The sequence below is a fragment of the Paenibacillus sp. FSL M8-0334 genome (assembly GCF_038000405.1).
GTDB classification, from domain to species: domain Bacteria; phylum Bacillota; class Bacilli; order Paenibacillales; family Paenibacillaceae; genus Paenibacillus_AQ; species Paenibacillus_AQ campinasensis.
Genome location: NZ_JBBOCH010000002.1, coordinates 1781681 through 1795118, shown reverse-complemented (window position 1 = coordinate 1795118; position 13438 = coordinate 1781681). Strand labels below are relative to the sequence as shown.

At 50.8% G+C, this 13438-nt stretch carries 16 protein-coding genes; 10 read left to right on the top strand and 6 right to left on the bottom strand.

All coding sequences use genetic code 11. The features are described from left to right. The first annotated feature begins 40 nt into the window (after window positions 1-40). The 6 genes from MKX64_RS22225 to MKX64_RS22200 all read left to right on the top strand — a co-directional run bounded on the left by MKX64_RS22225 (window position 41) and on the right by MKX64_RS22200 (window position 6258). Window positions 41-1150 carry a sensor histidine kinase gene (locus MKX64_RS22225; RefSeq protein WP_155618160.1) on the top strand — a complete coding sequence of 370 codons (1110 nt, stop codon included), beginning with the start codon at window positions 41-43 and terminating at the stop codon, window positions 1148-1150. Further along, window positions 1147-1755, top strand: a complete 609-nt coding sequence (locus MKX64_RS22220) for a response regulator transcription factor (protein ID WP_341037443.1) — start codon at window positions 1147-1149, stop codon at window positions 1753-1755. The genes MKX64_RS22225 and MKX64_RS22220 overlap by 4 nt, the downstream gene beginning before the upstream one ends. A gap of 287 nt (window positions 1756-2042) precedes the next feature. Continuing rightward, complete coding sequence (locus MKX64_RS22215; protein ID WP_341037442.1) at window positions 2043-3674, top strand: spore germination protein; 1632 nt, start codon at window positions 2043-2045, stop codon at window positions 3672-3674. A 2-nt stretch (window positions 3675-3676) separates the two neighbouring features. Beyond that, window positions 3677-4774: a GerAB/ArcD/ProY family transporter gene (locus tag MKX64_RS22210; protein ID WP_095397183.1), complete on the top strand. Its 1098-nt coding sequence runs from the start codon at window positions 3677-3679 to the stop codon at window positions 4772-4774. Further along, window positions 4771-4980 carry a CLC_0170 family protein gene (locus MKX64_RS22205; protein WP_095397184.1) on the top strand — a complete coding sequence of 70 codons (210 nt, stop codon included), beginning with the start codon at window positions 4771-4773 and terminating at the stop codon, window positions 4978-4980. The genes MKX64_RS22210 and MKX64_RS22205 overlap by 4 nt, the downstream gene beginning before the upstream one ends. A gap of 39 nt (window positions 4981-5019) precedes the next feature. Beyond that, window positions 5020-6258 carry a Ger(x)C family spore germination protein gene (locus tag MKX64_RS22200; RefSeq protein ID WP_095397185.1) on the top strand — a complete coding sequence of 413 codons (1239 nt, stop codon included), beginning with the start codon at window positions 5020-5022 and terminating at the stop codon, window positions 6256-6258. A gap of 189 nt (window positions 6259-6447) precedes the next feature. On the opposite strand, the gene MKX64_RS22195 is transcribed toward MKX64_RS22200, so the two are convergent. Continuing rightward, window positions 6448-6831: a RidA family protein gene (locus tag MKX64_RS22195; RefSeq protein ID WP_095266112.1), complete on the bottom strand. Its 384-nt coding sequence runs from the start codon at window positions 6829-6831 to the stop codon at window positions 6448-6450. A gap of 105 nt (window positions 6832-6936) precedes the next feature. On the opposite strand from MKX64_RS22195, the gene MKX64_RS22190 reads away from it, so the two are divergent. The 4 genes from MKX64_RS22190 to MKX64_RS22175 all read left to right on the top strand — a co-directional run bounded on the left by MKX64_RS22190 (window position 6937) and on the right by MKX64_RS22175 (window position 9024). After that, window positions 6937-7278: a winged helix-turn-helix transcriptional regulator gene (locus tag MKX64_RS22190; RefSeq protein ID WP_095266111.1), complete on the top strand. Its 342-nt coding sequence runs from the start codon at window positions 6937-6939 to the stop codon at window positions 7276-7278. A gap of 256 nt (window positions 7279-7534) precedes the next feature. Beyond that, complete coding sequence (locus MKX64_RS22185) at window positions 7535-8008, top strand: DUF2975 domain-containing protein (RefSeq protein WP_095397186.1); 474 nt, start codon at window positions 7535-7537, stop codon at window positions 8006-8008. 11 nt (window positions 8009-8019) lie between these two features. Next, a complete protein-coding gene (locus tag MKX64_RS22180; protein ID WP_095397187.1) occupies window positions 8020-8256 on the top strand; it encodes a helix-turn-helix domain-containing protein in 237 nt (78 codons plus the stop codon). Between the two features lie 3 nt (window positions 8257-8259). Continuing rightward, window positions 8260-9024, top strand: coding sequence for a DUF817 domain-containing protein (locus tag MKX64_RS22175; protein ID WP_095397188.1), 765 nt, complete (start codon window positions 8260-8262; stop codon window positions 9022-9024). An 87-nt stretch (window positions 9025-9111) separates the two neighbouring features. On the opposite strand, the gene MKX64_RS22170 is transcribed toward MKX64_RS22175, so the two are convergent. From MKX64_RS22170 to MKX64_RS22150, 5 genes are all read right to left on the bottom strand, one after another. After that, window positions 9112-9216 (bottom strand): DUF6254 family protein, encoded by a 105-nt coding sequence (locus tag MKX64_RS22170; protein ID WP_230875711.1) that lies wholly within the window; start codon window positions 9214-9216, stop codon window positions 9112-9114. A 103-nt stretch (window positions 9217-9319) separates the two neighbouring features. Beyond that, a complete protein-coding gene (locus tag MKX64_RS22165) occupies window positions 9320-10057 on the bottom strand; it encodes a hypothetical protein (protein WP_095397189.1) in 738 nt (245 codons plus the stop codon). Window positions 10058-10323: 266 nt separating this feature from the next. Then, complete coding sequence (locus MKX64_RS22160) at window positions 10324-11424, bottom strand: glycoside hydrolase family 11 protein (RefSeq protein ID WP_095397190.1); 1101 nt, start codon at window positions 11422-11424, stop codon at window positions 10324-10326. Between the two features lie 239 nt (window positions 11425-11663). Beyond that, a complete protein-coding gene (locus tag MKX64_RS22155) occupies window positions 11664-12167 on the bottom strand; it encodes a hypothetical protein (protein ID WP_141235796.1) in 504 nt (167 codons plus the stop codon). 128 nt (window positions 12168-12295) lie between these two features. Further along, on the bottom strand, window positions 12296-13390 hold the full coding sequence (locus MKX64_RS22150) for a GerAB/ArcD/ProY family transporter (protein ID WP_155618163.1): 1095 nt from the start codon (window positions 13388-13390) through the stop codon (window positions 12296-12298). Window positions 13391-13438 lie beyond the last annotated feature (48 nt).

The following is a 13438-nucleotide window of genomic DNA, read 5'->3' as shown; positions in this document are numbered from 1 at the left end:
ATACGATGTAGGAAATAAGAATGCTTTCCAGGAGGTGCTTATGCACAGCTATAGGGACCGTTGGGAACCGATGAGCATGGCCGATATGATATGGAGAAGCCTGGCACTGCTGCTGCTGGGCTTGCTCTGGTTTATCGGCGACAACGGGCATGAAGGGTTGATCCTGCTGCTCGTTCTGGTCAATATGACATTGGCTAGATGGCGCTTCTCATGGCCGACTTGGACAACGCTGATCGACCTGGCTGTATGCACCGCCGTTATGCCGCTGTGGCCAGAGGCCTCTTACGGCTTGGCACTCCCCTTGTTTGAAGCCATGCGAGCCTATAAACCGTTGTTCGTTCTGCCCATTGCGGTCGTTGTGGTCGCTTTTGCTAAGGTGGAGCTCTTGTTATTGGTTGTCCTGATCCAGGCAATGTTCGCTGGAGGCATCCTCCATTACGGATCCAAGCAGCTTGCATCTTACCGGCGTGAGGCAGACAGTGAACGACGTGACCGGTATGAGCTCGAGAGCCTCAAGGAAGAGCTGCTGCTGGCAAACATGCAGACCGCGCATTTCGCAGAGCTGACGGAACGCAACCGGATCTCGCTCAAGCTGCATGATGATGTCGGTCACGAATTGACCGCCGCCCTCCTGGCGCTTCAGGCGTACGAACAATTACGAAAGGAAGGGGACCTTCAAGCTGGCAGCATGCTGGAACAGGCGATGAACCGTCTGAGAGCCAGTTCACGGCAACTGCGGGAAACCGTGCATGATTTGAAGCCGGCACGAGCTATCGGAGTCGCCCATCTAGAGGAAATCTGTCGAAATTTCCAAGCGTTTCCGGTCAAACTGCACGTTTATGGGGATACTTCCGAAGTACCAGCCTACCTCTGGATCATTCTCGCCTCGTGCTTGAAGGAGGCACTAACAAACATCGTACGCCACTCGAAGGCTAAGCATGTCGAAGTTTCCTTGGACAGCAGTGAACATCTCATTCGCTTGAGCGTGCATAATGACGGGGTGACGCCGGAAATCACGGTCGAGCCAGGCATCGGACTACGCAACCTCAGACAACGGGCGCAGGCTGTAGGGGGAAGCATTTCGATGAATCATAGGAATGGATTTCAGCTCATATGCGTATTGCCAATAAGAAAGGAGCGATTGACGTGAAGGTGCTTATAGTTGACGATGATCCTCTCGTTTGTCAAAGCCTGGAGCTGCTTTTGAGCCGGGAGAACGATATGGAAATTATCGGAACGGCCAATGACGGGGCCGAAGCCATTCAATGCTGCGAGCGTCTTATGCCCGATATGGTCCTGATGGATATACGCATGCCGGGCATGGACGGAATTCAAGCAACGCGAACAATCAAGAACCGCTGGCCACAGGTACAGATCATGATGCTCACCACCTTCCAGGATGAGCATAATATTCGCCTGGCCATTCTGGCCGGAGCGGAAGGATATATGCTGAAATCGACGCATGTTTCGAATATGGCCCAACAGCTGCGCGCACTGGCATCGGGTGTATCCATACTGGATGCTAAAGTTTTTAAAACGTTGACGGGACCAAGCAAGGAAGAGATTACCGAACTTACTCCCCGCGAGTCCACCATTCTCGAGCTGGTCGCTTTAGGCTGCTCAAACCGTGAAATTGCGCAGCAGCTGTTCCTCAGCGAGGGAACCGTCCGCAACACATTATCCTTGATCCTTGATAAGCTGGAGCTTCGAGACCGGACCCAGCTCGCCATCTATTATTGGAAGCGATCGCTATAGGTGCATCCTTGCACCAAGCGTGCTCTCTAGTCCAATTCGAAATAAGTAACCCCGCTAACTCGCTAAGCATACGAATGGTATTTTTGCTTAAGAAATAACAGCCCCCCTCCCCTTCTTCCTTGGTTCATAGAATCGAATAACTTATAGCTCAAATACCTCTCTTTTTCCCGCGATGTGCAGTGACTTTCATGAGGAATCCTCGGTTTAACGAGCGATCATTGATAAAAATATCACACTGTGGAAATACTTAGGATGAACATACTCTGATGCCAGGGAGTGATCATCAAATGTCATATTCCAAGTGGATGGGCTCCCAGAAGTCTGACAACAACCATGCCGCCACGGATGCGAACAAAAATCAGGAACAAGAGCGCCCAATCACCTCCAGCCTCAGGGAAACGACCGACAGCATCCGGAAGCTGCTGGGGGATAATGACGATTTCAATACGCATGAATTCCATGTATTTGGCCAGTTCCAAGCGATGATGTATTACTTCACCGATATGACGGACCATACTATCATTAACAATACGATATTGAAGCCGCTCAAGTATGGGCCTCGCCATATCGATGTGGAGAACATTCCGATTTCTCAACTAAAAGATACGCTTATCAATGATACCCTTTACCACAGTGAGGGGTATGCGGAATCCAGTCTTTCCATCATCACGGACAGCATCCTGCGCGGCCAAACGGTGATTGCCATTGAAGGGCTGCCGGAGGCTTTTATCTTCGACACGCGGAAAATATCCCATCGCTCGATCGAACAGCCGGCTACGGAGCAAGTGATCCGCGGATCACGCGAGGGATTCATCGAATCGCTTAGTACAAACATCTCTTTGCTCCGTTATCGTATGCAAACGACCGATTTCCGAGTGAAGTCGATGGAGATCGGAGCGAGAACCAAATCCAAGGTAGCCATCTGCTTCATGGAAGGCGTTACCAACCCCGGCATAGTCGAAGAAGTGAAGAAACGGCTGTCCGCCATTGAGATTGACGCCATCCTCGACTCAGGTTATTTGGAACAGTTTATCGAAGACAACCACTGGTCGCCGTTTCCGCAAATTCAATATACGGAGCGTCCTGACAAAGTTGTGGCCAACATTCTGGAGGGCAGGGTGGCGATTCTGGTAGACGGTTCTCCACTCGCACTGATCGTTCCGACCGTATTCAGCCAGTTCTACCAGACGGCCGAGGATTACACGGAGCGGTTTCTGCTCATGAGCGGCATCCGGCTCTCCCGTCTTGTGGCGCTTGTGTTCTCCCTTGTATTTCCTTCGCTGTACGTAGCTATTATATCGTTCAATCCGGAGCTGATTCCTACCGAATTTGCGGTTGCCGTAGCGGGCGGACGCGCAGGCGTCCCCTTCCCTGCAGTCGTCGAAGTGCTTGTGATCGAAATATCGATGGAAGTGTTGCGGGAAGCGACCATTCGCTTGCCGCAGCAGGTCGGCGGCGCATTGTCCATCGTCGGTGTGCTCGTCATTGGACAAGCGGCGGTCGCGGCCGGTTTTGCAAGCCCGATTACGGTCGTCATCATCGCGCTGACCACAATCGGTTCGTTTGCGACACCCGCCTATAATGCGGCCCTTGCGCTTCGCATCCTCCGCTTCCCGCTCATTATACTGGCCGGCACATTTGGTTTGTATGGAGTGATGGTCGGCCTCATTCTGGTTACGAACCATCTGCTGTCCCTCCGCTCGTTCGGTGTGCCGTATCTGAGCCCCTTCGTCCCTGGCAACTTTCAGGGCATGCGGGACTTGCTGACACGTGCGCCGCTGTGGAAGATGAGAAACCGGCCATCGTTTCTATACACGCTCGATCAATCCAGACTGGGGGATACAAAGAAAGACCAAGTCAACCACGCAAGCGAAGACATTATAAGTCCCGTGCAGCCTGATGGAGAAAAGGGGCAATAAGTATGGACCAACAACGTCAAATTACCGTCTTGCAAGCTTCGGCCATTACAATCAGCACCATCGTCGGCGTCGGTGTGCTCTCCCTTCCGCTCGCTGCGGTTCGTGCAGCCGATGCGGGGGCGCCGCTCGTCACTTTGCTGGGTGCGGCGCTATCTATCCTGGCCTCCATGCTGATCGTATGGCTGGGCATGCGTTTTCCCAATGAATCGTATATCGAATACAGCGAGAAGCTGATTGGAAAAGGGCTGGCCAGAACGATTATCATCATCTGGATTCTCTACTTTGCCATCCTGAGTTCGCTTATCGCTAGAGAGTTCGGCGAGGTGGTCATCACCGCGGTCCTGAGGAATACGCCGCTGGAAGTGACCGTGATCGTTATGCTGCTGCTGGCTGCCTTCACATCGCGTAAAAATATAATGACCTTTGCCTATATTCACACGTTCTATATTCCGTTCATTCTGGTTCCCGTCTTGCTGATCGTCGCTCTGTCCCTTAAAAACGCAGACGTCGTCAACGTGCTTCCGTTATGGGGAAATGAGCCGAGCGGGATTGTCAAAGGCTTCTTCATGCTCTCCACCATGTTCCAGGGATATTTCATCATGATGATGGTCATTCCCTCTATGCGCAGTCCGAAGAAGGCGATGCGTTCCATCTGGTTGGCGATGCTGATTACTAGCATTTTGTATGTATTGGTTGTAAGCGCGACGGTTAGCGTTTTTGGTGCCGAAGAGACCAAGAAGCTGCTGTGGCCAACCCTCGAGCTAGCAAAGGATACCTCGCTGCCTGCGAATATCCTCGAACGCCTGGATGCGGTATTTCTCGCAGTCTGGGTGACGGCGGTGTACACCTCCTTGTTTTCCTGCTACTATTTCACGATTTATTCCATCGGCAAGCTGTTCCGTCTGCAGGATCACGGGATGCTGTCCTTTTTCATTTTGCCTTTCCTGTTCTTGTTGGCGATGCTGCCGCAAAGCCTGGTCCAGTTGAATGAGATCAATGCGCTGATTACCCAGTTCGGGGTCGCGCTCACGATCGCTTACCCGGGCCTGCTGTTGCTCGTATCACTGCTGCGCAAAAAAAGGGGGAACCAGAAACGATGATCGGAGAAATGTACAGCGGCTACTTGTATATGGCTATCGCCATTTGGATATTTTCAGGGTTGTTCAATCTCGGAGTTGACAGGACAAACTATGGTCAGTTCGAGATGAAGAAGGAACAGAAAGCCTCAACCGTCCTGGGCTGGATCAACCTCTCCCTTGGCATTCTGACCTTCACGGGTGCGATGATCATCAAACTGCTTGTCTAGCTGGAGCAACACGGTTCAAACCGAGACTGGAGGAAATTCATGAGTAACCATGCTTACACTCGCGCCAATATGAGAAGATGCTGCGCCGCTCTGCTCATTCTTTCCTTGCTGACCGGATGCTGGGACCGGATGGAGCTGGAAGAACGCGCGGTCGTACTCGGAATTTCCGTGGACACGGCCGGGCCTGAAGCAGCGCAGCAAGAAGATGAAATCTCCCATCTGCGCGGTAAATATCCCGTGCCGCCCCAGGATATGATCCGGGTGTCTGTACAGATCGCCCTGCCCGGGCAAATTCCGCTTGGCCCCGGGGAAGGCGGAGGCGGCACAGGCGGGAAGTCGGAGGATACCGTCTGGGTTCTCGACGTTGTGGGCCATACGCTCGACGATGCCTTGATGAGTCTGCAGCAGCAAATATCGGGAAGACTTTTTTTCGGGCATCTGCGTGTCATTGTCGTCTCTGAGCAGTTCGCCAGAAGAGGCCTTGAGAACTTGAATGATTATTTGCATCGTAACCCCGAGGTTCGGAGAATGGCCTGGCTGATGGTGTCCAAGGGCAGTGCCAAGGATCTGATGGAAGCTGCGCCCAAGCTAGAGCGTGTGCCTACCCTTTATCTCGCTTCTACACTTGACGATGCGGTCAGACACGGCAAATTCCCGGTGAACTATATCGGAACCTTTTGGAACAACTCATCGAAGAAGGGCCAGGAGGGCTTCCTTCCCTATATTCAGATCATGGAAGGAGAAAACGTCCAGATCAGCGGGATGGCCTTTTTTAAAGGGGCGCAAATGGTCGGGGTAACCAAGCCGTTTGAAATCGCCGGATATTTGGTTATTAAAGGCATCAGCCCTGCTGGATACCTCGGGATTCTTCAAATCCGGGATTCGCAGGTCGTCACCATCCATGCCACAAACCGTGAATCCACCACGAGGGTGGAGATTCGGGACGGCAGGCCCCATTTTATTATCACAGCCATGACAGAAGTGAATTTGGAAGAGAAGAACGAAGATATCGTCCCGATCGATTCTTCGGCCATTCTGGAAGAGATCGGCCGAGAGAACGAGAGAGCGATCACAGAACTTGTAGAGGGACTGGTGGAGAAAACACAGCAGCAAGAATCCGATATATTTGGTTTTGGCGAGTTGCTCCGGGCTCACAAACCGTCTTACTGGAATACCCATGTCAAGACAGCCGAGCAATGGCGAGAGATCTACAAAACGGTTACGTTCGATTACAACATCACGTCGAAGGTCCGCCGCGTAGGCATGAAAGCCAATTAAACACCCGCCCGCCACCGGCTTCCTGCGGATGCTTCACTCATAGACCTCGCCAGATTGTCCCCTACAACATCTATAGCGAAACAAAGAGTGTTCCTATGGCCACTTCCGTTGGTCATAGGAACACTCTTTCTAATGATCACTAACATACGATCAGTGCCTCGTTCTCCGGCTACTCCTTCGACCCTTGGATCAGTCTGTATGGGCGACCGCACGGATTTCGACCCATTGCTCTGGGGACGCGAGGTACGTCACGCCGATGAGGCTTCCAGCCGGACGGTGCTCTCCTACGTACTCTTTAAAGAGCCGGATCACAGGGTCGAAATGCTCCTCGGCATGGGTCAAATAAATTTCCACATAAGCGAGATTGGATTTCGTGACACCAAACTCCGCCAGCACGCGATCCAAATTATCCAGCGTCTGCCGGGTTTGCAGCTCGATATCTCCCTCGCCAACAAACGCACCTTCCTGATCGTGAGAAAATTGCCCCGAAATGTAGATGTTGCCGTTCACACTGTACCCTTGCGAGATGCCATGATCCCATAGATCATGGTTATAAGTTTTAACATTAGCCATCAGATTCTCTCCTTTACTTCAAAGTAAGGCTAGTATAAACTGAGCACAACTAAAAAAGTAGTACGCACATTAATGATAGGTACTACCCGAAAGGATAGTGTAAAGATGAGTTTGGCGGACTATAAAGGTGACGGCAATATTCAAGAAACGCCGTTTGGCTATACGTTGTCTCTGATTGGGGGTAAATGGAAAATGCTGATTCTTTATCTCCTGGCAGAACAGCAGCCCGTTCGATTTAATGAAATGAAAAGACGTCTGGGAACGATCACCTATAGAACGCTGAGTTCCCAACTGAAGGAGCTCGAAGCGGACGGTCTGGTGAAGCGGACCGAATATCCGCAAGTGCCGCCCAAGGTGGAGTATCGGCTCACCGAGAAGGCCGAGACGTTGCTGCCCGTGCTGGAACAGTTATGTGAATGGGGCGCTCGAAACCAGCCAGCGCGGTAAGGTTCCACTCTTCTGCCCTCCTCCATCGCCATGAAAAGCCGTCATCGTGACGGCTTTTTCATGGTCGGCTTCTTATGGGATGATCCCCCCTCCACCAGCAATCCATTCGCAATCGACGAATATCCCCTCAATAATCTGGTATCCTCCTATGTCAACAAAACAACAATAATATCATAACAATCAATATATATTTATTGATAAACGATAAATATCATGCTACAGTAAGAAGCGAAAACGACCGAGTGAGGTGCTTGTAATGAAGCGAGAAACGCTTTTTTTGAAACTGACTGTGTTTCTTATTGGAACCCCGATTGCGTTGCTATGTGTGTGGGGATTGCCTTCCATCATGAAAGACGCAGCGGCCTATTTTCCGGCATACTGGCTGTATCCGGTGTTGGCCGGGATGTATATCTCCGCGATCCCGTTCTTCGTGGCGCTAGTCCAGGCCTATAAGCTGCTTAATTATATCGACAGGAACGAAGCGTTTTCCGACTTGTCGGTGCGGGCATTGAGAACGATCAAATATTGCGGGTTATCCATCAGCGGATTGTATGCCGTGATTTTGCCGTTTTTATTTTTCATGGCGGACATGGATGACGCCCCAGGGCTTTTGGCGATTGGCATAATTATCGTTTTTGCTTCTTTTGTCATTGCTGCCTTTGCTGCACTGCTCCAAAAGCTGCTCCAAAATGCCATCGATATAAAATCCGAGAACGATTTAACAGTATGAGGTGAATCGAGATGGCGATTATTATTAACATTGATGTCATGCTGGCCAAAAGGAAAATGAGCGTGACCGAGCTGTCTGAGCGCGTCGGAATCACAATGGCGAATCTTTCCATATTGAAGAACGGGAAAGCCAAGGCGATCCGCTTCTCCACCTTGGAGGCGATATGTGAAGCGCTGGATTGTCAGCCTGGTGATATTATGGAATACCGAAGCGATGCAAATTCTGATGCCGCCGGGCCGGACGAATAAGTCATGAGAGCGATCCGGCAACTGGTTCGATTCGGCTGGGAGCAGGCGTTATCCTGCGTGTTCCCGGTCGTCATCTTTGCCTCACTGGCTCTCACCCAGCTCATCTCCCTCCCCTTGCTGCCTCGCTATGACTGGCTGCTTGTCATCTGCCTTCTGATGCAATGGTGGATGCTGCGCTCCGGGCTAGAGACCCGGGATGAACTCAAGGTGATTACACTGTTTCACCTGATCGGTCTTGTGCTTGAGGTGTTCAAGGTGCATATGGGCTCTTGGTCGTATCCGGAAGAAGGATATGTAAAAATATTCGGGGTGCCTCTATACAGCGGGTTTATGTATGCCAGCGTAGCCAGCTATCTGTGCCAGGCCTGGCGGCGCTTGCAGGTGGAGCTGATCTGCTGGCCGCCGTTTTGGATCGTGGTGACCCTGGCGGCTGCCATATATTTAAACTTCTTCACCCATCATTTCTGGGTGGATATTCGCTGGTGGCTGTCGGCGCTGGTCCTTATCGTGTTCTGGCGATCCTGGGTCGCTTATGAGGTGAACGGCACGCGTTACCGGATGCCGCTAGCGCTTTCTTTTGTACTCATCGGATTCTTCATTTGGATTGCCGAGAATATTGCCACCTTCTTCGGAGCCTGGGAGTACCCTAACCAGACCGAAGCCTGGAGTCTCGTCCACCTGGGCAAAGTCAGCTCGTGGCTCCTGCTTGTCATTGTCAGCTTCCTTATCGTGGCAACGCTGAAACAAGTGAAGGATAAGATTCGCTAGACAGCGCAAACAAGCTCCTGACGGCATAGTCGCCGCAGGAGCTTGTTCTTCGTGTTACCCGTCGATCCAAGCAGTATACTTCTCAACCTATTCGTTCGATAATTCCTCTAACGATTTGATTTTTCCATGGGGATGCTGCTCTTGCTTGCGTGACTTCCAGGCCGCCTCTCTTCTTCTCTTCTGGTGAGCCATACGTGCTTCCTCCTCTGGAATTGAGATGTATACCACTCCCTTATGTTGTCAATCTTGACAGCAGTTCATGCACGCCGAAGGAAGAGGCAGACTGCGCCGATGGCTAGTCCCTTGTCTTCACCGACGCCATCGTTTCGTTGATGATGCGTGCCATCGCGTCCACAGCAGCCATATCGGATCGGTAGCCGATCCGAACAATATGCTGATCAAATGCGTAGAAGATCACCCCGGAAAATACGTCACTGTCTGCATATTGATTCTGTTTCCCCTTAAGACCATTTTCCGATGCAATATCAATAAACTCATCGTTAAACGCACGCTCATGCTGCTGCAGCTCCTTGGCCGCTGCTTCGTCCAACGTCGTATGCTCCAGCACCTCATACGTGACGGTGGCTTCTCCGGACAGGTCGGTTGTAAACGTGACGGTTCCACCCTCAACCGAAGGCTCTCCCATCGTGGTGCGAATGGCGAAACTCAGCCCGTACGGCTCTAACTCATATTCCCTTCCCTCAAAGGAGACCGTCTCGTGTTCCACAGAAGTTTCCAGTTGGACAATATCGCCCTTGACCAGAACAGGTCGAACGGTGTCATCAGGCGTCTGATGGACCGGCTCGGTCTCTTCCGCGCCTTCATTCTTCATCGTTTCATTCGCCTGATTAACGATGCCTGTAGGCACGGGAGGCTCCTCTTCCTGCTGTTGCGCTGTCCCTGCTGCTCCTGGCGTCGGCTGGACTGCCGTTTCTTCCGGATCGCTCTTTCCTGTGCAACCGGCGATCAGTAAGGTGGCCAAGACCACGGTCGTGACTGCAGTCAGAAGCTGGCTCCATCGTGGCTTCCTCAATAGTTCTTCTCTCTCCCTTCATCTCATCCTGATTGTAGGTTCTTACGGTTAAACGTTGGCAGTTCATGAATAGTTCCATGCTCCAGGTTGATCATATCAAAAAAATCCCGGCAGAGAATCCCCCGCCGGGATGAAATCATTATTGTTCATATTCAGCTTCCACTTAACCAGAGTTGGCCGCCCTTGTGGAGACAGCCCTCCCCCTACAGCACCCCGTATGATCGAGAGCTACCGCTTGATGTTGTCATGTGCGATAGACCGATAGGTCAGCGGATCTCCAAATAGTCAATGAAAGCGTCCCAAGTCCCGTCATCCGCCGTAACAATCAGCTCAATCTCCTGATTGCCGGTGCCATGACTCACATTGTTAAGTGTATAGACCGCGGGATAACTTCCGCCAAAGTAGAAGGTGCCTTTCGTCTGACCGCCGATCTTCAGATCGACTCGGGCCATGTTAGCATTGTTTGACGCTCCTCGCAGCGAGAAACTATGCGTGCTTGTGGCAAAATACTGCGTATACTTGACCGAATCGTTGTTGGCGTACAGGGCCACACCATTGAACGGCGAGCTGATATTACCTGTGTACTGCCCGCTTTTGGTCATGCTCTCAGCTTCGACTCTCGTCACCGTTCCCGGGTTCGTGCCTCCTCCCGGATTACCACCGCCCGGGTTGCCCCCGCCGATGGTCAATGTATTGCTGTACACATTCGCGCTTCCGCTGCTCTGATAGCCCTCTACCGTCATGGCAACTTCATACATTTTCCCCATCGGCATGCCGCGGCTTTCCCAGGCTCTGAAATGCTCGCTGACCGAGATCGTGCCGCTCGTTCGCTTCGACGTCCGGACACTCCAATACTGCTTGAACGTCGCCGTTCCTTTAATGGATGGCTGGTTCACCCGGGTCGTCTCATAAATATCGTACGTGCCGCCATCCACGTTAATGGTTCCTTTATGGGTGCCTGTCGGACGGTATGTTCCCCAGCTGTCGACAATGTAAAATTCAACGAGCGGATCCACCGTCCAGCCGTATACGGTCAAGTACGCATTACCGTTCGGCTGGAAGTTCGCGCCATAGGTGATCGACATGTTCCCGATTTGCTGATGGGTTTGTGTCTCGTTGAACTTTTTGCCCTTGCGGAACAGGATGTTGTTGATGTTGCTCCACTGGGCGCTGAACGTACCGCCGCTGTTCAGTGTCATGCTGCCGGAACCGCCGCTGTCCTTCCAAAATTCATAATCATAACCGTCATGCGTCCCAATCTCGTTAGAAGTGATCGTGGTTGCGGCATGCGCACCTCCTGCGGGCAACAACAGCACAAAACAAAGCAGTACGGCAATATACCATCTCGTTTTCTTTCTCGTCTTCATGAATTCCTTCCTCCTCTTTAAATCGATTGTCACCCGTCTGACTAGGATGCTGTTCAGCATTCAGCAAGGCTGCTGCGAACGGTCATACCTCCTTTCTACTTCTTTATTGTAAACGATTACAATAAGTAATTTATCAAAATTTACCTTATTATTCCATTCTAAAAATTAAGGTCATACCTTGAAAAATTCAGGTATTGCTGTTTTGAATCCTGGATTGCGGGGAGCGATGCTGTTATATGTTATTCGGATTTATCCAGCGGCCAGCGGTATCCCCGTTTAAACAAGAAGTATCCAAGCGCAGCCACAATCGGAATCGCACCTAGGGACATCCCCATCATTATTCGCGAGTTGGACTCAGAAAGTCTGGCCGACATCCGGATTTCCTCTATCCCTCCCCCGGCGCACACGACGCGATCAAATACGGAATAATCCCCACGATTCGTAAATAGAAGAACGGCCTCCGTTCCGTTAATGTCAGTGACCGACCGCTCTTGATCCAGCTGGATCTGCTCCCCATCTAACGTGCAGTTTACCGCATCCACTTGTACATCCGAAGGGATCGCCCACACAGCTACCGTTCGGGAAGCACTGGTTGGCGAGAACGAATCGCCGGGCTCTATCACTTTATGAATAAATGTGCCTGGAGGTTGCGCTTTCTGATAGGCCATAAATGCACCAAAAGGCCCCGTAATGATTACAGTCAGACAAGCCAGTGCAAATAAAGATATCGTTTTCCTTGTCATCGTCATCCATCCCTTCTGTCCATAACCGCTTTAAGCTTCGATCATAAATTCATCATGATAAGGAAGCCTAGCGATTTCCTTCCGATTTCTTGTTATGTACGAATGAACCGTTGCAAGGTTGCATTATTTCAAGATTGCTGCTTTCCCCACTTGCGCCGGATTCCGATAACAACCAGCAGGATCAGTGGAAGTACGACTTGAAAAAAAGGCGTTACATAAGTTACAACGACCTTTATCCCAAGCCATATATGGTGAGGGTAGTTGGGGGATATAAAAGCGATCGCATATAAGCATACGCTTACGACCACCGTCCACATTTTATAGGACCACCCTGTTATTTTATGGAGCCCCATCACAGCCCCCATAAAAAACGCAGCCATTTTCGAGCCCAGGCCGAGCACTAATACGAAGACAAATAACACGTCAAAACGTTCGAAGGTTTCTGCAATTTCGATAAGCTGAACCACCTGCAGCAGCGGTAGAGTACTATTGATTGCCCGTGTCGGACCTAGGACAAGGACATTGATCTGGTTTATCAGGATCAGGCAAATTGCTGTAATCAGGTAGGTGATGATCACACTTCTTCCTAATTTCCTCTTTTTCTTAACTAAAGGAAAGAAGAGCATAAATAATAAGGTTTGGCCAAACGGAAAAGACACAATTTCGGGTACGGCTGCTGACCAGACAGGCTGGAATCCATGTTCCAGGACCGGCAGCATAATCTCGTAACGTATTAGCCCGGATGAGACAAGGAGAGTATAGATGGTCAAATAACTCAAAATCATGATGGGCAAAAAACCTGCGCACGTCAAAATAACGACATACGGTCCATACCTTACCGTATTTGCTACTACAATTAACGTGATCAAGATGATCGCCATCAGCGGCGTACGATCCAACAGGGTCAATATCGTAAGCTCCCCTAGATCTCTTAGATTACGGGAGGCCTCGTATGTAAAATAACCTACAAAGGCTAAGTTAACCACCGTCCCGATAACTTTGCCGAATTGTTTTCTGCAGACGCCATATAAATCGAGCTCCGGATGGGTGCGGTGAATGAGAAGATACATCATTAACAGAAACAAACCGATCAAGGCGGCCACACTCATAGCCAACCATGCATCTCGCCCGGCATCCGCCCCTAGAAAGAACAACGTTGTGCTTCCGACTTCAAATACGGCAAGGTAACATACCAGCTCGGTAATTCTTATGGATTGTTTCATGTCCGGATTCCTTTCTTGTTCAAACATCCATTTCAACAAAGAGCATGG